A 19504-nucleotide genomic window follows, 5' to 3' on the forward strand; every position below is an offset into this window, starting at 1 on the left:
AAGAAGCAGTGCTTTTTCTTGCAGCTTGAAGCTTGCTACTTGTCGTTGAAGTCTTAGGACTTCTTAGCCTTCTGGTAGAGCGGCATCACCTTCGGAATCGCCGCCTGCAATGAGGCGATCCGGCTGTCAGAGGCCGGGTGAGTGCTCATGAACTCCGGTGGTGCGCCTTCGGAAGCCTTGGCCATCTTGTTCCACAGGGTTATGGCCGCGTTCGGGTTGTAACCGGCGCGAGCCGCCAGTTCCAGGCCGATCAGGTCCGCTTCGTTTTCATTGCTGCGGCTGTTGGGCAAGGTCATGCCGTAGTTGGCCACGGTATCGGCCAGTGCCAGGCTGTCCTGGCCCAGACCGAACAACGCACCGGCACCCTGCTTGGCCATCTCGATGCCGTAAGCCTTGGACATGGCTTCGCGGCCGTGCTCACGCAAGGCGTGGGCGATTTCATGGCCCATCACCGCAGCCAGTTCATCATCGGTGAGCTTGAGGTTGTCGATCAGCGCGCTGTACACGAAGATCTTGCCGCCAGGCCCGCAGTTGGCGTTCATCTCATCGCTCTTGATCAGGTTCACTTCCCACTTCCACTGCGCCGCATCCGGGCGGAAGGTGGGCGCCTGGGCGATCAAGCGGTTGGCGATCGCCTGCACACGCTTGGCGTTGGCACTGGTCTTGTCCAGCTGGCCTTTGCTGCTGGCCTCGCCCAGGGTCTGCTGGTAGGACTGGGCGTACATCTGGTCGACTTCCTGGCTCGACAGCATGCTGAACATATATTGCTTGCGCTCAACCCCGACGGCGCCGCCGCTGGTGGTGTTGACCGACTGACACCCGGCCAGCAACACGCCTGCTGCCAATACACTTACGACCAATGATTTCTTCATCAATACACTCTCCCTGAAAAGACGCCCTGAAAACATGGCGCGTATCGTAGGCGCTCATGTGTATCAACGCCAGATACACCAGACGTGTAACCGCTGATTTTCAGACACATCCCACAAGACTCGGCAACGGTGCTTGACCAATCCATTCAAGGCTCAAGCCGGGGTCAGGCATTCCGGCCCATTGAGCTTGGGATCATTGACCATGTTGGCCAGCACCCGCTCGCGCAACGCGACCGGCTCACTGGCCAGCAAGCCTTGCAACACATGCAAGGGCGTCTCGGGATCGAGCCAGGCGGCCTGCCCCGCTGCGTCCAGAATCAACGGCCGGCGCTGACTCTGGGCGGCCTGGGTCACCACGGCCGTACTCAGCCACACCTGCTCCTGCACCGGGTACGCCTCCCAGATCGCTGCAAAAAACAGGGTCGAGCCCTCCCCCGGCGTCAGCCAGTACGGGCGTTTGCGCTGGGTGCCGCGCCATTCGTAGAAACCGTTGGCCGGCAGCAGGCAACGGCGTTGGCGAAACGCTTCGCGAAACATCGGTTGCTCGGCCAGGGTTTCGGCACGGGCATGGGCCGGAGTGCGTGAAAGATCCGTCAGCCAGGGCGGCGTCAGGCCCCAGCGAGCGCGGGCCAGGGTGCGCTGGCCGTCGCTCTGGCGCTGGATCAGCACCGAATCATTCGGGGAAATGTTCCACTGGGCCTGCTGGTCGGCCGGGAAGCCAGGCAAGGCAGCAAAGGTGGGGTTCCAGCGAAACAGGGCATAACGTCCACACATGGGGTAACACGACTCTTGGGTAAACCGACCGACAGCCTAACAGACCAATACGTCGGGGAAGCTGTCGGGTTCATCGCCGGGCAGGGGTTGCGCACCGATATAGGCGGTAATCAGCTCGCGGGCTTCAGCCGCCCGGTCGTTGTCCACTTCCAGCCCCAGCAGGCCGAAGATCGGTAACTCCCCCGTGCCGCCGAGCAAATGACGCCCCACCAGATGCGCATCAATGCCCTCGCTGGCGAGCATTTGCTGCAGCAACTCGCCTTCCATCAGGTTTTCCGGTTCGTAGATTCGCTGCATGGGTGTACCTGTTATTCGTTTTCACTGCGGGTTTCGAGCATCCACTCTTCACCATGGACCTGCAGGTTGAAAATGATCGGTCGGCAACACACCTGACAGTCCTCTATGTAGGTCTGGTCACCACCGGATAAATCCACCGAGGTCTCTACCGCTTCACCACAATAAGGACAATCGTACAGCGCAGTTTCCAGCATCGCAGTCTCCCAGGTGACTTGTGCGTATAATCGCCGGTCTATTTACAGGGCTATTTTCCGGCCGGGCCAATTACCCGGACCGCACCCTGGTATTTCCTCTACTTACCCTAGCCGTTTCTAACAAGAGAGCATGATGGGCGAATTCGATACCATCCGACCTTACAACGACAGCGAAGTCCCGGCAGTGCTGGCCAGGCTGTTCAGTGACAAGGCCTTTCTGGACATCCTGACCCACTTCCGCTTCCCGCGCTTTGCCGGCGCCCTGGGTTGGCTGCTCAAGCCGATGATCGCGCGCAAACTGCGCCGTGAGTTCGCCGGCGTCACCACCGTGGCCACGCTGCAGGACAAAGTCGAGTATTACGTCGACCATACCATTGACCGGGCGACCGACGGCGTGACCTACACCGGCGTGGAACAGCTCAAGTCGGGCACCGCCTATGTGTTTTTGGCCAACCATCGCGACATCGTGATGGACCCGGCCTTCGTCAACTACGCCGTGTACCACGCCGGCCTGCCGACACCGCGCATCGCCATCGGTGACAACCTGCTGCAAAAGCCGTTTGTCAGCGACCTGATGCGCCTGAACAAGAGCTTCATCGTGCACCGCTCGATCACCGGGCGAAAGGAGAAGATGGCGGCGTTCAACCTGCTGTCGGCCTACATCAACCATTCGATCCGCAACGACTGCCAGTCGATCTGGATCGCCCAGGCCGAAGGCCGCGCCAAGGACGGGGATGACCGCACCGAGTCGGCGATCCTCAAGATGTTCCATGTCAGCCGCAAGGACGAGCCGTTTGCCGAGGTGATCCAGTCACTGAACCTGACGCCGGTGTCCATCAGCTACGAGTACGACCCGTGCGATGCCGCCAAAGCACGTGAGCTGTATATTCGCGCCACCACCGGCACCTACGTCAAGGCACCGGGCGAGGATGACGTCAGCATTGCCCTGGGCATCACTGGCTACAAAGGCCGCGTACATATCAACTTCGCAGCGCCGATTACCGAGCGCTTCGAAGACACCAAAGTACTGGCCGTGGAAATGGATCGGCAGATTCTCGGCGGCTATCGGCTGTTCCCGGTGCACTACCTGGCGTACGCCCAGTGGAGCGATGCCGACCCGCAGTTGCAGGTGCCGAAGGCGGCCGACGTGTTCCCGGCCGATGAACTGGCCAAGGCGAAGGCAGAGTGGGAGCGGCGCTTGAACGACTGCCCGGCCGAGCACCGGCCGTTCCTGGTGGTGCAATACGCGACGCCAGTGCGCAATCAGTATCGGGTCAAGGCTGGAATCCCGCTGTAAGCACCGATCAAGAAAATGTGGGAGGGGCAAGCCTCCCTTCCACATTGGCTCTGCGTTTTTTTAGATTCGGGTGCTGAGCCAGGAAATAGCCAGCGCCAGTCCAAGACAGGCGAACCCTACGCGGTAAGCCACACGATTCGCCCGCTCGGTGCACACATCCAGGAACAGCATGGGCTGGTCAATCGCGCGCTCTTCACTTTGCGCAGCCAGCTCAGCCATGGCGCGTTGTTCGCGCAGGCGGGTAATGAACAGCAGCGCTGCACCTGGGCAGGCCACCAACAAAGCCACAACATTGATCAACAGTGCGGGCAGCGCCATCGCAAACCTCGGGTGAAACAGTGTCTGGGTATCGGTTCAGATACAAACCTGAACGATAGTGGCCTCCAGCGCCAAAACTTCTCCATCCCCCATGGACGGTCAATGTATCCAGTAATTTACGCCGTCACCTGAACGTCACCTTAACAAGCCACTCTGTTGCCCTTCGTACATTCAGGAGCTTGTCATGCTGCACGCGCACAACCAGGATCGGCTGTATCTGATTGCCCAGAGCGACGAGCAAGAGGCGCTGATCGGCGGCCTGGCGTTCAACGTGCAGGACCGCCATTGGCTGGTGTATTGCGCCCTGGCCGGGCACCAGCATGCAGACTCGCCGGAGGCCGATCTGTTGACGGGGGTGAGCATGCTGGATTTCTGTATCGACACTGCCGCGTGAAACTGAAGGCATAAAAAAACCGGGCTCATCGCTGAGCCCGGTTTTTTTATTGGAGCGATTACTGCGAGCTGAGCAACGAACCGATGCTTGGATCCTTGAACAGGCGGGTCAAGGCGTCACTCAGGACATCGCTGACCAGCTTGGTGTTGGTTTCCTGGTTCGGCGACATGCCGAAGCGCTGGTTCAGCGACGCACCGTACCGGCCGCTGTAGCGACGGGTGCCAGCGGTGACGTCAGACTTGAACGTTGCGCCGATAGCCGCTTCGGTCACATACAGGCCTTCCTTGGGCGACTGGTACTTCAGCTCAGCCAAGGTGATGGTCAACTGCGGAGCGCCTGGGGCGTTGGGGCTCGGCGTGAAGCCCAGCAGGCGCACGGCGGCTTCAGCCTGGGCTTGCAGCTTGGGCAGCACGTCCTGGCCGGTCACCGAGATGAGCGCGGTCTCCGGGTACAGGCCTCCGCGAGAGCCCAGGGTCGGCGACGGACGACCGTCCACCACACGCACCGACACCGGCTGACCGTGACCCACCGGGGCCAACTGCGTGGTGAGCTTCGGTTGCGGGCTGAGTTGTTGCGGGCTGTTGGCGCAGCCAACCAGGGTCAAACTGGTCACAGTGATCAAACCGAACAACAGGCGTTGCAACATGCGCTTCTCTCCAGAAATCAGGTACCGACAGGCGGGCAGTATAGCGGGGCGCCCCCGCAGGGAACTAGCGTCAGTTACAACCTATGACCCGTCGCCCCGGCGGCGGTTCGTTGTCACCGATATGTAATAGCCGTTACATCGGCTCGTCATCCCCGACAGGCATGCTTGGCCCCAATCTCAGGAGATCTATCGCCATGCGTTTTCTCTGGTCGCTGTTTATGCGCAAGCCCGCCCTTCGCCAGTTTGCCCTGCTCGATGCGCAAGGCCGTTGCCAGGCCTTCAAAGAGTGCTGCCAGCCTCCCAGCGGCGAAGGCTGGGTGGAAATCGAAGAAATTCGCCTGAGCTGGATGCATCATCCATTGCCGGCCCGCGCCCGTGTAAGCCCACGCCCTGTGCGGTCGTCCCGCCACCAGCCGTTGGCCGCCTGACCGAAGACCTAATAAAAGTCATAAAACACGCCCATTTGTCTGACGTTCTTCGCTACAATCTCCCCCCGATTATAAGGACGTCTCCTGATCGGGCCTCGCAACACCGTTAATGCCACGGCATTAACCCCCAAGAATCGCCCACAGAGAGCCGCCCACACAGATCGAGTGAAGCTGGCGCGCTTGCTGTTTCCTTTGCAAACACCCGCCTTTACCGAATCTGCCAGAGCTGCCATTGCGCTCGGCCACTTGAGTTGTTTGCCCGTTTTGCCGCGTGTCGGCAGAGGTTTGCGGGCCAGGTGCCAGGCCGCGGTAGCCCTTTTTTGAGGTTCACGTCTTCAAAAGAGCGTGAAAAAAACGGGTTTTCACAACTTCACAAGAGTGTGGCGAGCAAATGAATAGTTTGGCGTTTGTACAAGCACCATCAGCGTCTGGAACAGCCCAACCACACAGGCCCGAGTACTCCGCAAACACCGGAGCTTGAGCCTGTCCGCTACGGATTGATTGCACTAATCGCACGCTTTGACCATAAGTCGAATTGCCACAGGCGCCCATGAATGCGTTCATAGGCAGATCAGGCTGGCAGGAAGCGTGTGCTGAAGTTGCAAAGAATTGCGAAACGGACATGGCGATCCTGGCCATGGGTAACCTGGGGCAACACGTGAACCGCCCCGTCACTCCTGGCAGCCATGCCGTCAATTTGGTGCTGCAGATTTTGGAGACGCGTTAAATGGCGCATAACGAAGCAGTCGACGTAGTACTGGTAGGGGCCGGCATCATGAGTGCCACCCTGGCCGTACTGCTCAAGGAGCTCGACCCCGGCCTCAAGCTGGAAGTCGTTGAGCTGATGGATTCGGGTGCCGCGGAAAGTTCCAACCCGTGGAACAACGCCGGCACCGGCCACGCCGGGCTGTGTGAGCTGAACTACACGCCGCAGGCCGCCGATGGCTCCATCGACATCAAGAAAGCCGTGCACATCAACACCCAGTTCGAGGTGTCGAAGCAATTCTGGGCGTACCTGACCAAGAAAGGCACCTTTGGCTCGTCCAAATCCTTTATCAGCCCGGTGCCGCACCTGAGCTTCGTACAGGGCGAAAAAGGCGTGGACTTCCTCAGGAAGCGCTTTGAATCCCTCAGCCAGCACCATGCATTTTCGGACATGCACTACACCGAAGACCGCAACGAGATGGCCGAGTGGATGCCGTTGATGATGCCGGGCCGCCCGCTCGACGAAAAAATCGCTGCCACCCGCGTGATGAACGGCACCGACGTCAACTTCGGCGCCCTGACCAACCAGTTGCTCACTCACCTGACCAGTTCACCGGACGCCCAGGTCAAGTACTGCAAGCGCGTGACCGGCCTCAAGCGTAACGGCGCGGGCTGGACTGTAAGCATCAAGGACGTCAACAGCGGTAACAGCCGCGAAGTGGATGCCAAGTTCGTGTTCCTCGGCGCCGGTGGTGCGGCCCTGCCGCTGCTGCAGGCCTCGGGCATCGAAGAGAGCAAGGGCTTTGGCGGTTTCCCGGTCAGCGGCCAGTGGCTGCGTTGCGACAACCCGGAAGTGGTCAAGCACCACCAGGCCAAGGTCTACAGCCAGGCCGCCGTGGGCTCGCCGCCGATGTCGGTGCCGCACCTGGACACCCGCGTAGTCGACGGCAAGAAATCCCTGCTGTTCGGGCCATACGCCGGTTTCACCACCAAGTTCCTCAAGCACGGCTCGTTCCTCGACCTGCCGCTGTCGGTTCGCGCCGGCAACATCGGCCCGATGCTGGCCGTGGCCCGCGACAACATGGACCTGACCAAGTACCTGGTCAGCGAAGTGATGCAATCGATGGAGCAGCGCCTGGAATCCCTGCGTCGTTTCTACCCGCAAGCGAAAGCCGAAGACTGGCGCCTGGAAGTGGCTGGCCAACGGGTACAGATCATCAAGAAAGACCCGAAGAAAGGCGGCGTGCTGCAATTTGGCACCGAGCTGGTCGCGGCCAAAGACGGCTCGCTGGCGGCACTGCTGGGGGCATCCCCAGGCGCTTCGGTGACCGTTTCGATCATGCTGGAACTGATCGAGCGTTGCTTCCCGCAGAAAGCTGCCGGTGAGTGGGCCAGCAAGCTGCATGAGATCTTCCCGGCGCGGGAAAAAGTCCTGGAGACTGATGCTGAGTTGTATCGCACGATCAACGCGCAGAACAACATCAGCCTGGAGCTGGTTGAACCTGCCGCCGAGACCGGTAGGAGCGAGCTTGCTCGCGAAGATCGTTAACGATAACGCAGCGCATCGGGTTTAACGTGGCGTTCTCTGGTTTTTCGCGAGCAAGCTCGCTCCTACAGTAAAAAGCAAAAACGCCCCGCTCTCACGATGAGAACGGGGCGTTTTTTTGCCCGGAAGCATCAGCCGCGGGCGTTGTCGATCAGCTCGATGTACTCGGCGGCGTTGCGCTGGTCCTTGATCAGGTCGACGAAGGTCTGACCGTGTTCATCCTTGCCATCCAGGTCCAGGCCGGCCTCCTTGAAAAAGCCCAGGAAGCGCTCGAAATCGTCGATCCGCAGGCCACGGTAGGCCTTGATCAGTTTGTGCAGGGACGGGGAAGTCGCGTCAACCGGCTCAAAGTCCAGGAACAACTTGATCTGATCGTCGCCGATCTCGTCACCAATCACCTGTTTCTTATCTTTACGCATTACCGACTCCAGCCAGCAGACATTTACACGGGATTTGAAGTCTACCTGCGAGGCGCAGGCTTCGAAAGCGCTGAAGAACCGCGCCTCCCACATTTGGATCTTCAGTATTTTTTGCTATTTGGTACGAACAGCACCGGTATGCAAATCCGCCCAGATATGCCCATTGGCATAACTGAGGAACTGCACATACACCGTGTCATTGCGCAGCAGGTCGACGATCACCCGGTATTGGGCAACGGGGTAAGACAGGGTCAGGGTCTTGGTCTTATCGTCGAACACCGGCTTTTTCAGGCTTTTGCTTTCGGCGTCGAAGTTGAGCACCACCTGGTTGATGGTCGCGCCTTTGTTCAGGGGCTTGCCCTTGAGGCGGATCATCAGCGGTGAGGTCACCGGAATCGGTTGCTGGTTGGATTGACGCTGGTTGCCCACCACCACAGTGTATTCGGCGACTTGCAGCAACTGCTGCTGGTCCGGCGTTTCGGCGCGCAGGGCCAGGTCATCAGCCGGCAGGAATTGGTTGTGCATCGGCGCAGGAGCAGCGGCCAGGGGCAAACTGAGGGTCAGCGCCAGGGTGGCGCAGGTGCGTATCAACAGGTTCATGGACAGCTCCAGACGCTGGGGCCAAGCACGATAGCATGACACCCTGCGCCGGAGCCCGGATCACATGCCTTTGACGGCGTAAATCCCATTGGCGTTGCGCCAGTAGCCTTTGTAATCCATGCCGTAACCGAAGATGTAGCGATCAATGCACGGCAGGCCAACGAAATCGGCCTTCAACTCGGGGCGTGCCTTGCGGTCGTGGTCTTTGTCGATCAGCACGGCGGTGTGCACCTTGCGTGCGCCGGCATGTTTGCAGAAGTCGATGATCGCACCCAGGGTGTGACCCTCATCGAGGATGTCGTCGATGATCAGCACGTCGCGGTCGATGAACGAAACTTCCGGTTTGGCTTTCCAGAACAGGTCGCCGCCACTGGTTTCGTTGCGATAACGGGTGGCGTGCAGGTAGGACGCTTCCAGCGGGAATTGCAGATGCGTGAGCAATTTTCCGGCGAAGATCAGCCCACCGTTCATCACGCAAAAGACCACCGGGTTGGTGTCGGCCATTTCGCGGGTGATGTGGGCGCCGACCTTGGCGATCGCTGCTTCGACTTGCGCTTCGGTGTACAGGCAATCAGCCTCACGCATGATTTGACGGATATGCTCAAGATCAGCGGACATGGCGCTCTCCAAGGGGGTGCTGTGGCAAGAAAAGCGGGCGAAGGTACGCTTCTCATGCGTTCCGAGCAAGCCTTAATGGACTAACGTACTAGATGTCTATAGGACAACACCCTCGGATAGATTAATCTAGGCCGGTTTTTTTGCCCGCCGCCGGAGCCTTTCCCATGCCCACTCGCGAGATCCGCCACCCGCTGATCAGACACAAACTCGGCCTTATGCGCCGTGCCGACATCAGCACCAAGAATTTCCGTGAGCTTGCTCAGGAAGTTGGAGCGCTGCTCACTTACGAAGCCACCAAAGATCTGCCTCTGGAAACCTACGACATCGAAGGTTGGGCTGGCACCGTCCAGGTCGAGAAGATCGCAGGTAAGAAGATCACCGTGGTGCCGATCCTGCGCGCCGGTATCGGCATGCTCGAAGGCGTGCTCAGCCTGATTCCGGGCGCCAAGGTCAGCGCCGTCGGCGTAGCCCGCAACGAAGAAACCCTGCAGGCCCACACCTACCTGGAAAAACTCGTACCGGAAATCAACGAGCGCCTGGCGATGATCATCGACCCGATGCTCGCCACCGGCAGTTCCATGGTCGCCACCATCGACCTGCTGAAAAAAGCCGGTTGCCGGGACATCCGCGCCATGGTGCTGGTGGCCGCTCCCGAAGGCATCGCCGCCGTCGAGAAAGCCCACCCGGACGTGCAGATCTACACCGCCTCCATCGATGAGCGCCTGAACGAACACGGCTACATCATCCCTGGCCTGGGCGATGCCGGCGACAAGATCTTCGGCACCAAGCAGAAGGACGCGTGAGCATGCAGGATGAGTTCAACGACCCGCTTTGGCGCCAGATCCTGTCTGGCGCACAAATGCTCTTCGTAGCATTTGGCGCGCTGGTGTTGATGCCACTGATCACAGGTCTTGATCCAAACGTCGCACTGTTCACCGCCGGCCTGGGCACGTTGTTGTTCCAGGTGGTGACAGGGCGGCAGGTGCCGGTGTTCCTGGCATCGAGCTTTGCCTTCATTACCCCGATCATTCTCGCCAAGGGCCAGTTCGGCCTCGCGGCGACCATGGGCGGGGTGATGGCAGCCGGGTTTGTCTATACCTTCCTCGGCCTGGCCGTGAAGATCAAAGGCACCGGCTTCATCGACCGCCTGCTGCCACCCGTGGTGATCGGCCCGGTGATCATCTCCATCGGCCTGGCCATGGCACCGATTGCCGCGAACATGGCGATGGGTAAATCCGGCGATGGCGCCGAGTTGATTCATTACCAGACGGCAATGATGATCTCGATGCCTGCACTGCTGACTACGTTGATCGTGGCGGTGTTCGGCAAGGGTATCTTCCGCCTCGTGCCGATCATCTCCGGCGTGCTGGTGGGCTTTGCCATGGCGTTCTACTTCGGCGTGGTCGACACGGCGAAGATCGCCGCAGCACCATGGTTCGCCCTGCCCCACTTCACTGCGCCGGAGTTCAACTGGCAGGCGATCCTGTTCATCGTCCCGGTGGCCCTGGCCCCGGCGATCGAACACATCGGCGGCGTGATTGCGGTGGGCAGCGTGACCGGTCGCGACTACCTGAAGAAGCCCGGCCTGCACCGCACCTTGCTCGGTGACGGCATCGCCACCACGGCCGCCGGCCTGTTTGGCGGCCCGCCGAACACCACCTACGCCGAAGTAACGGGCGCGGTGATGCTGACCAAGAACTACAATCCGAAAATCATGACCTGGGCGGCGGTGTTTGCCATCAGCCTGGCGTTCATCGGCAAGTTCGGCGCACTGCTGCAAAGCATCCCGGTGCCGGTGATGGGCGGGATCCTGTGCCTGCTGTTCGGCTCGATTGCCGCGGTGGGGATGAACACGTTGATCCGCCATAAGATCGACCTGGGTGAAGCGCGCAATCTGGTGATTGTGTCGGTGACCCTGGTGTTCGGGATTGGTGGGGTGCTGGTGGGGACCGGGACCGGTCCGGATGACTTCGGCCTGAAGGGCATTGCCCTGTGTGCGGTGGTAGCGATTGGCTTGAACCTGCTGCTGCCGGGCAATGATGGCTGGAAGAACAAGAAGCCGGATGAGCCGCTGATCTAACACATATGGCAGAACCTAATGTGGGAGGGGGCTTGCTCCCGATGGCAGTGTGTCAGTCAATTCATTAGCTGACTGATACACCGCTATCGGGGGCAAGCCCCCTCCCACATTTTTTGATCTTCAGTGTGGCTTAGAGCTCACCCAACCCATCGATCAGCGCCTGGTTCTGCTCCGGCGTACCGATGCTGATCCGCAGGAACTGGGCAATCCGCGCCTGCTTGAAGTGCCGCACAATCACCCCTTGCTCACGCAGCTTGGCCGCCAGGCCGGCAGCGTCGTGCCGTGGGTGGCGGGCAAAGATGAAGTTGGCCGCTGACGGCAGCACTTCAAAGCCCTTGCCTTCCAGTTGCGCGACCAGTTGGTTGCGACTGTCGATGACCAACTGGCACGTCTTCTCGAAGTACTCACGATCCTCGAAGGCCGCTGCCGCGCCGACAATCGCCAGGCGATCCAGCGGGTAGGAGTTGAAGCTGTTCTTGACCCGCTCCAGCGCTTCGATGAGGTCCGGGTGGCCCACGGCCAGGCCCACACGCAAACCGGCCAGTGAGCGCGACTTGGACAGGGTCTGGGTCACCAGCAGGTTCGGGTAACGGTCCACCAGGCTGATGGCGGTTTCGCCACCGAAGTCGATATAGGCTTCATCGACCACCACCACCGAATCCGGGCTGGCCTTGAGGATCTGCTCCACGGCGTCCAGCGCCAGGACGCAGCCGGTGGGCGCGTTCGGGTTGGGGAAGATGATCCCGCCGTTGGGCTTGGCGTAGTCCGCGACGCGGATCTGGAACTGCTCGTCCAATGGCACCGGGTCGGACTTGATGCCGTAGAGACCGCAGTACACCGGATAGAAGCTGTAGCTGATATCCGGGAACAGCAGCGGCAAGTCATGCTGGAACAGGCCATGGAAGATGTGCGCCAGGACTTCATCGGAACCGTTGCCAAGGAACACCTTGCTGGCGTCGATCCCGTAATACTTGGCCACGGCCTGCTTGAGCAGGTCGCTGTTGGGGTCCGGGTACAGGCGCAGGTTGTCGTTCAACTCGGCCTGCATCGCAGCCAGCGCCTTGGGCGACGGGCCGTAGGGGTTTTCATTGGTGTTGAGCTTGACCAGCTTGGTCAGCTTCGGTTGCTCACCGGGCACGTAAGGCACGAGGTCCTTGACGAAGGGGCTCCAGAATTTGCTCATGTGTTATTTCCCCTCTTCCAGGATTCGATACTCAGCACTACGGGCGTGGGCGCTCAGGGATTCACCACGGGCCAGCACCGAGGCGGTCTTGCCCAACTCGGACGCGCCTTGTGGCGAGCAGAAGATGATCGACGAACGCTTCTGGAAGTCATACACCCCCAGCGGCGACGAGAAGCGCGCGGTGCCAGAGGTTGGCAAGACGTGGTTGGGACCGGCGCAGTAGTCGCCTAGCGCTTCGCTGGTGTGGCGGCCCATGAAGATCGCACCCGCATGGCGAATCGACGGCAGCCAGGCCTGCGGATCGGCCACGGACAGCTCCAGGTGCTCCGGCGCGATACGGTTGGCCACTTCGATGGCCTGCTCCATGTCACGCACCAGGATCAGCGCGCCACGACCATTGATCGACTTCTCGATGATCTCGGCGCGGTCCATGGTCGGTAGCAGCTTATTGATGCTGGCGGCGACCTTGTCGAGGAACTCGGCGTCCGGGCTGACCAGGATCGCTTGGGCGTCTTCGTCGTGCTCGGCCTGGGAGAACAGGTCCATGGCGATCCAGTCCGGGTCGGTCTGGCCGTCGCACACCACGAGGATTTCCGAAGGGCCGGCGATCATGTCGATACCGACCTGGCCGAACACATGGCGCTTGGCGGTAGCAACGTAGATGTTGCCAGGGCCGACCACCTTGTCGACCTTCGGCACGCTTTCGGTGCCATAGGCCAGGGCTGCAACCGCCTGGGCACCGCCGATGGTGAACACGCGGTCGACACCGGCAATGCAGGCGGCAGCCAGCACCAGCTCGTTGATTTCACCGCGCGGGGTCGGTACCACCATGACCACTTCGGTCACGCCGGCCACTTTGGCCGGGATCGCGTTCATCAGCACCGACGACGGGTACGAAGCTTTACCGCCCGGCACGTACAGGCCGGCACGGTCCAGTGGCGTGACCTTCTGGCCCAGTACGGTGCCGTCGGCTTCGGTGTAGCTCCAGGAGTCCTGCTTCTGTTTTTCGTGGTAGCTGCGCACGCGGGTCGCGGCGACTTCGAGGGCTTCACGCTGGGGCGCGGTGATGCGCGTCAGGGCCAGTTCCAAGCGCTCGCGAGGCAGGATCAGATCGGACATGGACTTGACGTCAAGGCCGTCGAACTGGCGGGTAAAGTCCACCAACGCGGCGTCACCACGCTCGCGCACAGCCTTGATAATGTCGAGCACCCGCTGGTTGACCGAGTCGTCGGACACGCTTTCCCAGCTCAGCAGATGATCCAGATGATGGGCGAAATCCGGGTCGGCAGCGTTGAGTCGGGCAATTGCAGTGGACGTGGTCATAGCGAGGGCCTCAATAGAATTGGCAAAAACTCAGGCGCCCTAAACTAGCAGTCGTTTCCGCTTGGGCACCTGAGAATTCTGGCTATGAGGCGGATAGACGGGCGCAGCTTTTCAGCTACGCGGATGAGTCAACCGCGGTGTCGAGACTCCACTGCCTTGCGCAGGGTGTCGATCAACGCCTGGATACGGGCGTGCTGCATCTTCATCGACGCTTTGTTGACGATCAGCCGGGAGCTGATGTCGGCGATAAAGTCCTGTGGTTCAAGACCGTTGGCACGCAGGGTGTTGCCGGTGTCGACCACGTCGATGATCTTGTCGGCCAGGCCGATCAGCGGCGCCAGCTCCATCGAGCCGTAGAGCTTGATGATGTCGACCTGGCGGCCTTGTTCGGCGTAGTAACGCTTGGCGACGTTGACGAACTTGGTGGCCACGCGCAGGCGGCCTTTAGGCTCGACATCACCGACACGGCCAGCGGTCATCAGCTTGCACAGGGCAATGCGCAGGTCCAGCGGCTCGTAGAGGCCCTGGCCACCGTATTCCATCAACACGTCTTTACCGGCGACACCGAGGTCGGCCGCGCCATGTTCAACGTAGGTCGGCACGTCGGTAGCCCGTACGATCAGCAGGCGCACGTCGTCCTGGGTCGTGGGGATGATCAGCTTGCGGCTCTTGTCCGGATTCTCGGTCGGCACGATGCCCGCTTCAGCCAGAAGCGGCAAAGTGTCGTCAAGGATGCGGCCCTTGGACAGTGCGATGGTCAACATGGGAACGTCAGTCCTTCATCAGGCTATTGCTGTCCGGTCGCAAACGGCGCCAGACACAGATCGAGGCCATGACAGCCTCGATTTGAAACAAACCAGTGTCTGTAGGAGCGAGCTTGCTCGCGAAAAACGTCAACGATAACGCGTTTATTCAGACTCAACGCGGTGCCCAGGAGTTCTTCGCGAGCAAGCTCGCTCCTACAATGCAGTGGGGACTAGCCCGGTACGCGGCGGATTTTCGCGCCGAGCATCTGCAGTTTTTCCTCGATGCACTCGTAACCACGGTCGATGTGGTAGATGCGGTCGATCAGGGTATCGCCTTCGGCGATCAGCGCCGAGATCACCAGGCTGGCCGAAGCGCGCAGGTCGGTGGCCATGACTGGCGCGCCCTTGAGCTTCTCGGTGCCGGTAACGATGGCGGTGTTGCCTTCGACCTGGATCTTCGCGCCCATGCGGTGCAGTTCATACACGTGCATGAAGCGGTTTTCGAAGATGGTCTCGATCACGGCACCGGTGCCTTCGGCAATCGCGTTCAAAGAGATGAACTGCGCTTGCATGTCGGTTGGGAACGCCGGGTACGGAGCAGTACGCACGTTAACGGCTTTTGGCCGCTTGCCGTGCATGTTCAGCTCGATCCAGTCTTCGCCGGTGGTGATTTCGGCACCGGCTTCGCGCAGTTTTTCCAGGACCGCTTCCAGGATGGTCGGATCGGTGTCCTTGACCTTGACGCGACCACCGGTGACGGCAGCAGCAACCAGGTAGGTACCGGTCTCGATGCGGTCCGGCATCACTTTATAGGTGGCCGGGTGCAGGCGCTTCACACCGTCGATGGTGATGGTGTCGGTGCCGGCGCCGGTGATGTTGGCACCCATGGCGATCAGGAAGTTGGCCAGGTCGACCACTTCAGGCTCGCGCGCAGCGTTTTGCAGCACACTGCGGCCGTTGGCCAGGGCAGCGGCCATCATGATGTTCTCGGTACCGGTCACGCTGACGGTATCAAAGAAGAAGTTCGCGCCACGCAGGCCGCCTTCCGGCGCCTTGGCCTTGATGTAGCCGCCTTCGACGTCGATGGTCGCGCCCATGGCCTCGAGGCCGCGGATGTGCAGGTCCACCGGACGCGAGCCAATGGCGCAACCGCCAGGCAATGCGACTTCGGCTTCGCCGAAACGGGCGACCATCGGGCCCAGTACCAGGATCGACGCACGCATGGTTTTCACCAGTTCGTACGGGGCGATCAGGGTCTTGATGGTGCGCGGGTCGATTTCGACGGACAACTTCTCGTCGATTACCGGCTCAATACCCATGCGACCAAACAGCTCGATCATGGTGGTGATGTCGTGCAGGTGCGGCAGGTTGGCTACGGTTACCGGGCCATCGCACAGCAGGGTCGCAGCCAGGATCGGCAAGGCAGAGTTTTTCGCACCGGAAATGCGAATCTCGCCATCAAGGCGGGCACCGCCGGTAATAATCAATTTATCCATAAGAATCTCGACGCCTTGGGGGCTCAGGTGCGCTCGGCCCAGGCCGCGCGGCTGAAAAATTTCATAGTGACCGCGTGGATGCTGCCATCGGTGATCCACGGGTTCAAATGGGCATAGATCTGCTGCTGACGCTTGACCGGGCTGAGTGCCGCCAGTTCATCGCTAATCACGTTCAGCTGGAAGTTGCAGCCTTCGCCTTCAACTTCTACGTTCGTATCCGGCAGCTTTCCTTCGAGAAAGCTCTTAACTTCTAGGGCCTGCATGATCAACCTCTATCGGCGCCCAGTGCGCACGGGTCGCACATCATACAAAAAAGCCCCGCGCCTGCGAACCCCGCATAGCAGGACTCTGACGGGGGGCTTCATCGATAATGTGTATTAAGGATGCGCCAACAGTTCGGTCAAACCGGAAACTTCGGCGATTTCACGCATGTCTTCAGGCAATGCACGGATGCTGACCGTTTTTTTGGCCGCCTCGGCATCACGCATGAAGCACAGCAGCAACGACAAGCCGACGCTGCTGGACTTGGTTACCGCCGAGCAATCCAGCACCAACTCAGGGGCCGTGCTGGTCTTGATCAGCGCCTGGCCCTGCTTGCGCAGGTCAGGCCCGGTGCGGTAATCCAGCACGCCGCTGAGGAACAACTCGCCAGCGTCGCCGAGACGAACAGCCGACTCGGTCATTGCGCAGGCTTCCCGGCAGCTTTATCAGTCTCTTCCTTGGCCTTGGCGACTTCACCGGCCCAACCATTGATGGTTTTGTCCAGGTCGTTGCCATTGCGCTGCATGGCGTCGGCGAACTGGTCACGGAACAGCTTGCCGATGTTGATGCCATTGATGATCACGTTGCGCAGTTTCCACTCGCCCTTGACCTTCTCAAGCGTGTACTGCACCGGGTAGACGGCGCCGTTGTTACCCTTGACGCTCATGTTGACGCTGGTGCGATCACCCGATTCATCCCCGGCTGGAGCGACGGTAATGCCCTGGTTGTTGTACTCAAGCAACGCATTGCCATAGAACTGGAACAGGCCGCGCTTGAAGTTTTCCTGGAACGTTTGCATTTGCGCAGGGGTGGCCTTGCGCGAATATTTGACCGTCATGATGCTGCGCGAAATGCCTTCAGCATCGACGACAGGACCGACGATGGTGTTCAGCGCTTCGTAGAATTTGCTCGGGTCTTGCTTGTACTGCTCTTTATTGGCAGTCAGGTCAGCCAACATCTTGTTGGTGGTGTCCTGCACCAGTTCGTGCGCAGAACCTGCCGCGTTGGCCATCAATGGCAGCGCCGCAAGCAGTACCAGCAGGCCACGTCGCAAGGTAGAGATCATGAACAGATTCCTCATTTGGCGTCTTTATTGACCGTATTGAGCAGGAATTTACCGATCAGGTCCTCAAGCACCAGCGACGACTGCGTGTCGTGGATGGTCGAACCATCCTTGAGCAGGGCTGTTTCCCCGCCTACGCTGACACCGATGTACTTCTCGCCCAGCAGACCCGCAGTCAGGATAGATGCAGTGGAGTCGGTCGGCAGATTATCTACCTTCTTGTCCAATTGCATCGTCACTCGCCCGGTGAAGCTGTCGCGATCCAGATCGATTGCCGTGACCTTGCCGATGGTGACACCGGCCATGGTCACTTTAGCTCTGACAGTCAAACCGGCGATATTGTCGAAGTAGGCGTAAAGTTTATAAGTATCGGCGGTGGGGCTGGCCGAAAGGCCACTGACTCGCAGGGCCAGCAACAGTAAAGCCAGGATGCCAGCCAGCAAGAAAAGGCCGACACCGATTTCCACAGTGCGGTTTTGCATCAGAAATCTCCAAACATCAAGGCGGTCAAAATGAAGTCAAGGCCCAGTACTGCCAGCGAGGCGTACACAACGGTCTTGGTGGTGGCGCGACTGATCCCTTCTGAAGTGGGCTCACAGTCGTAGCCTTGGAATACGGCGATCCAGGTCACTACAAAGGCGAAGACGATGCTCTTTATGATGCCGTTGAGCACGTCACCGCTGAAGGTCACGCTGTTTTGCATGTTGGCCCAGTAGGAGCCGTCGTAGACGCCCAGCCAGTCCACCGCCACCCACGAACCGCCCCAGATACCGACCACGCTGAAGATCATCGCCAGCAATGGCAGGGAAATAAAGCCGGCCCACAGGCGCGGGGCAACAATGTACTTGAGCGGGTCCACGCCGATCATTTCCAGGCTGGACAACTGCTCGGTGGACTTCATGTTGCCGATTTCGGCAGTCAGCGCGGAACCCGCGCGCCCGGCAAACAGCAATGCGGTCACGACCGGCCCCAGTTCACGCAGCAGCGTCAGGGCAACCATCTGCCCCACCGCCTGCTCCGAACCGTAGCTGGACAGGATATTGAAGCCCTGCAAGGCGAGCACCATCCCGATGAACACCCCGGAGACCACAATGATCACCAGGGACATCACGCCCACCGAATGCAGCTGCTTGATCAAAAGACCAAAGCCACCGCCAATACCGCCGCGCCCGAGCAGTGCGTGGAACAGGAAAATTGTCGAGCGGCCCAGCACTTCGACGATGTCGATGCCGGAGCGACCGAAAAGGCGAACCTTCTCGATAAGAGATGTCTTGCGCATCAGCGCTTCCCCAGAAGGTCTGAGCGGTAATCCGCTGCCGGAAAGTGAAAAGGCACAGGGCCATCGGGATCGCCGGTCATGAATTGGCGAATACGCGGGTTATCGGCGTTCATCAGCTCTTCAGGCGTGCCCTGCCCCAGTACCTGGCCATCACCGACTACATAGAGGTAGTCGGCGATGCTCGCGGTTTCTGCAAGGTCGTGGGAGACCACGATACTGGTGATGCCCAACGCGTCGTTGAGCAGGCGGATCAGGCGTACCAACACGCCCATGGCGATCGGATCCTGGCCGACGAAGGGCTCGTCGTACATGAGGATCTGCGGGTCGAGGGCAATGGCGCGCGCCAGGGCCACGCGACGCTTCATGCCGCCGGACAGCTCGTCAGGCATCAGGTCGATGGCGCCGCGGAGGCCCACGGCCTGCAGTTTCAGCAACACAATGTCACGAATCATTTCATCGGACAGCTGGGTATGAACCCGCAGCGGAAACGCCACGTTCTCGAATACATCGAGGTCGGTGAACAGTGCACCGCTCTGGAACAGCACACCCATATGCTTGCGCGCATCGAACAGATCGCTGCGCGACAAGGTCGGCAGGTTCTGGCCGTTCACCCACACTTCACCGGCGCTGGGGCGCAATTGCATGCCCATCAGACGCAACAGGGTGGTCTTGCCGCAACCGGACGGCCCCATGATGCCCGTGACCTTGCCACGGGGAATGCGAATATCGACGTTATTGAAGATGCTGCGCGTCCCGCGCTTGAAGGTCAGTCCCTTCAGCTCGACCGCGTAGGCGTTATCGGCACTCATCTAAACTCCTTGGGATGCAGCCTCTCACTCAGACACCACGCATGCGACAAACGTTTGCAACGGTGACGCATATAGATAGCCACATGGGCTGGGCGGACCGAACTGGCGGCGAACTATATCACTGCTGGTACAGGGCGCCCAAGGCCGGAACGGCGC

General features: G+C 60.1%; 25 protein-coding genes. 6 read left to right on the forward strand and 19 right to left on the reverse strand.

The window, feature by feature from the left end:
• Positions 1 to 53 precede the first annotated feature (53 nt).
• From AD670_RS10645 to AD670_RS10660, 4 genes are all read right to left on the reverse strand, one after another.
• Positions 54 to 872 carry a M48 family metallopeptidase gene (locus AD670_RS10645; RefSeq protein ID WP_053131485.1) on the reverse strand — a complete coding sequence of 273 codons (819 nt, stop codon included), beginning with the start codon at positions 870 to 872 and terminating at the stop codon, positions 54 to 56.
• Positions 873 to 1025: 153 nt separating this feature from the next.
• Positions 1026 to 1646: an SOS response-associated peptidase gene (locus tag AD670_RS10650; RefSeq protein ID WP_053131489.1), complete on the reverse strand. Its 621-nt coding sequence runs from the start codon at positions 1644 to 1646 to the stop codon at positions 1026 to 1028.
• A gap of 36 nt (positions 1647 to 1682) precedes the next feature.
• The gene (locus AD670_RS10655; RefSeq protein WP_053131492.1) at positions 1683 to 1943 is read right to left on the reverse strand and encodes a putative signal transducing protein; all 261 of its coding nucleotides are present in this window, start codon (positions 1941 to 1943) and stop codon (positions 1683 to 1685) included.
• A gap of 11 nt (positions 1944 to 1954) precedes the next feature.
• The gene (locus tag AD670_RS10660) at positions 1955 to 2137 is read right to left on the reverse strand and encodes a CPXCG motif-containing cysteine-rich protein (RefSeq protein WP_053131495.1); all 183 of its coding nucleotides are present in this window, start codon (positions 2135 to 2137) and stop codon (positions 1955 to 1957) included.
• 133 nt (positions 2138 to 2270) lie between these two features.
• Here AD670_RS10660 and AD670_RS10665 point away from each other — a divergent pair, with 133 nt between their 5' ends.
• Entirely contained in the window at positions 2271 to 3434 is a 1164-nt protein-coding gene (locus tag AD670_RS10665; RefSeq protein WP_172681463.1) for a 1-acyl-sn-glycerol-3-phosphate acyltransferase, read from the forward strand.
• A gap of 60 nt (positions 3435 to 3494) precedes the next feature.
• Here AD670_RS10665 and AD670_RS10670 read toward each other — a convergent pair whose 3' ends face one another.
• Positions 3495 to 3752, reverse strand: coding sequence for a hypothetical protein (locus AD670_RS10670; protein ID WP_053131501.1), 258 nt, complete (start codon positions 3750 to 3752; stop codon positions 3495 to 3497).
• A gap of 184 nt (positions 3753 to 3936) precedes the next feature.
• On the opposite strand from AD670_RS10670, the gene AD670_RS10675 reads away from it, so the two are divergent.
• Positions 3937 to 4146, forward strand: a complete 210-nt coding sequence (locus tag AD670_RS10675; protein WP_053131506.1) for a hypothetical protein — start codon at positions 3937 to 3939, stop codon at positions 4144 to 4146.
• Positions 4147 to 4204: 58 nt separating this feature from the next.
• Here AD670_RS10675 and AD670_RS10680 read toward each other — a convergent pair whose 3' ends face one another.
• Entirely contained in the window at positions 4205 to 4792 is a 588-nt protein-coding gene (locus AD670_RS10680; protein WP_053131509.1) for a YajG family lipoprotein, read from the reverse strand.
• Between the two features lie 194 nt (positions 4793 to 4986).
• On the opposite strand from AD670_RS10680, the gene AD670_RS10685 reads away from it, so the two are divergent.
• Both AD670_RS10685 and mqo read left to right on the forward strand, forming a co-directional pair.
• Positions 4987 to 5220 carry a hypothetical protein gene (locus AD670_RS10685; RefSeq protein WP_053131512.1) on the forward strand — a complete coding sequence of 78 codons (234 nt, stop codon included), beginning with the start codon at positions 4987 to 4989 and terminating at the stop codon, positions 5218 to 5220.
• A 727-nt stretch (positions 5221 to 5947) separates the two neighbouring features.
• Complete coding sequence (mqo, locus tag AD670_RS10690) at positions 5948 to 7474, forward strand: malate dehydrogenase (quinone) (RefSeq protein ID WP_053131515.1); 1527 nt, start codon at positions 5948 to 5950, stop codon at positions 7472 to 7474.
• Positions 7475 to 7602: 128 nt separating this feature from the next.
• Here mqo and AD670_RS10695 read toward each other — a convergent pair whose 3' ends face one another.
• The 3 genes from AD670_RS10695 to AD670_RS10705 all read right to left on the reverse strand — a co-directional run bounded on the left by AD670_RS10695 (position 7603) and on the right by AD670_RS10705 (position 9108).
• Positions 7603 to 7890, reverse strand: a complete 288-nt coding sequence (locus tag AD670_RS10695; protein ID WP_003188614.1) for a PA4642 family protein — start codon at positions 7888 to 7890, stop codon at positions 7603 to 7605.
• 114 nt (positions 7891 to 8004) lie between these two features.
• Positions 8005 to 8490, reverse strand: coding sequence for a hypothetical protein (locus AD670_RS10700; protein WP_053131517.1), 486 nt, complete (start codon positions 8488 to 8490; stop codon positions 8005 to 8007).
• A 60-nt stretch (positions 8491 to 8550) separates the two neighbouring features.
• A complete protein-coding gene (locus AD670_RS10705) occupies positions 8551 to 9108 on the reverse strand; it encodes a hypoxanthine-guanine phosphoribosyltransferase (RefSeq protein WP_027604797.1) in 558 nt (185 codons plus the stop codon).
• A 164-nt stretch (positions 9109 to 9272) separates the two neighbouring features.
• Between AD670_RS10705 and upp the strand changes: the two genes are divergently transcribed.
• Both upp and AD670_RS10715 read left to right on the forward strand, forming a co-directional pair.
• Positions 9273 to 9911 carry a uracil phosphoribosyltransferase gene (upp, locus tag AD670_RS10710; protein ID WP_027604798.1) on the forward strand — a complete coding sequence of 213 codons (639 nt, stop codon included), beginning with the start codon at positions 9273 to 9275 and terminating at the stop codon, positions 9909 to 9911.
• A gap of 2 nt (positions 9912 to 9913) precedes the next feature.
• Positions 9914 to 11188, forward strand: coding sequence for a uracil-xanthine permease family protein (locus tag AD670_RS10715; RefSeq protein ID WP_053131520.1), 1275 nt, complete (start codon positions 9914 to 9916; stop codon positions 11186 to 11188).
• Between the two features lie 130 nt (positions 11189 to 11318).
• On the opposite strand, the gene hisC is transcribed toward AD670_RS10715, so the two are convergent.
• From hisC to AD670_RS10765, 10 genes are all read right to left on the reverse strand, one after another.
• Positions 11319 to 12371 carry a histidinol-phosphate transaminase gene (hisC, locus tag AD670_RS10720; RefSeq protein WP_053131523.1) on the reverse strand — a complete coding sequence of 351 codons (1053 nt, stop codon included), beginning with the start codon at positions 12369 to 12371 and terminating at the stop codon, positions 11319 to 11321.
• A gap of 3 nt (positions 12372 to 12374) precedes the next feature.
• Positions 12375 to 13694: a histidinol dehydrogenase gene (hisD, locus tag AD670_RS10725; RefSeq protein ID WP_053131525.1), complete on the reverse strand. Its 1320-nt coding sequence runs from the start codon at positions 13692 to 13694 to the stop codon at positions 12375 to 12377.
• Between the two features lie 128 nt (positions 13695 to 13822).
• The gene (hisG, locus tag AD670_RS10730) at positions 13823 to 14458 is read right to left on the reverse strand and encodes an ATP phosphoribosyltransferase (protein WP_003188599.1); all 636 of its coding nucleotides are present in this window, start codon (positions 14456 to 14458) and stop codon (positions 13823 to 13825) included.
• A 212-nt stretch (positions 14459 to 14670) separates the two neighbouring features.
• Positions 14671 to 15936: a UDP-N-acetylglucosamine 1-carboxyvinyltransferase gene (gene murA / locus AD670_RS10735; RefSeq protein ID WP_024073479.1), complete on the reverse strand. Its 1266-nt coding sequence runs from the start codon at positions 15934 to 15936 to the stop codon at positions 14671 to 14673.
• 23 nt (positions 15937 to 15959) lie between these two features.
• Entirely contained in the window at positions 15960 to 16199 is a 240-nt protein-coding gene (locus tag AD670_RS10740) for a BolA family protein (protein ID WP_027604803.1), read from the reverse strand.
• Between the two features lie 114 nt (positions 16200 to 16313).
• Positions 16314 to 16619 (reverse strand): lipid asymmetry maintenance protein MlaB, encoded by a 306-nt coding sequence (locus AD670_RS10745; RefSeq protein ID WP_053131528.1) that lies wholly within the window; start codon positions 16617 to 16619, stop codon positions 16314 to 16316.
• Positions 16616 to 17263, reverse strand: a complete 648-nt coding sequence (locus AD670_RS10750; RefSeq protein WP_053131531.1) for a phospholipid-binding protein MlaC — start codon at positions 17261 to 17263, stop codon at positions 16616 to 16618. Before AD670_RS10750 ends, AD670_RS10745 begins: the two co-directional genes overlap by 4 nt.
• Positions 17264 to 17274: 11 nt before the next feature.
• Positions 17275 to 17742, reverse strand: a complete 468-nt coding sequence (mlaD, locus tag AD670_RS10755; RefSeq protein WP_003171814.1) for an outer membrane lipid asymmetry maintenance protein MlaD — start codon at positions 17740 to 17742, stop codon at positions 17275 to 17277.
• Complete coding sequence (gene mlaE, locus AD670_RS10760) at positions 17742 to 18539, reverse strand: lipid asymmetry maintenance ABC transporter permease subunit MlaE (protein ID WP_010213107.1); 798 nt, start codon at positions 18537 to 18539, stop codon at positions 17742 to 17744. The genes mlaD and mlaE overlap by 1 nt, the downstream gene beginning before the upstream one ends.
• On the reverse strand, positions 18539 to 19348 hold the full coding sequence (locus AD670_RS10765; protein ID WP_003171811.1) for an ATP-binding cassette domain-containing protein: 810 nt from the start codon (positions 19346 to 19348) through the stop codon (positions 18539 to 18541). Before AD670_RS10765 ends, mlaE begins: the two co-directional genes overlap by 1 nt.
• Between the last annotated feature and the right edge of the window lie 156 nt (positions 19349 to 19504).

The organism is Pseudomonas sp. MIACH, from assembly GCF_001269925.1.
In the GTDB taxonomy this organism is placed as follows: Bacteria; Pseudomonadota; Gammaproteobacteria; order Pseudomonadales; family Pseudomonadaceae; genus Aquipseudomonas.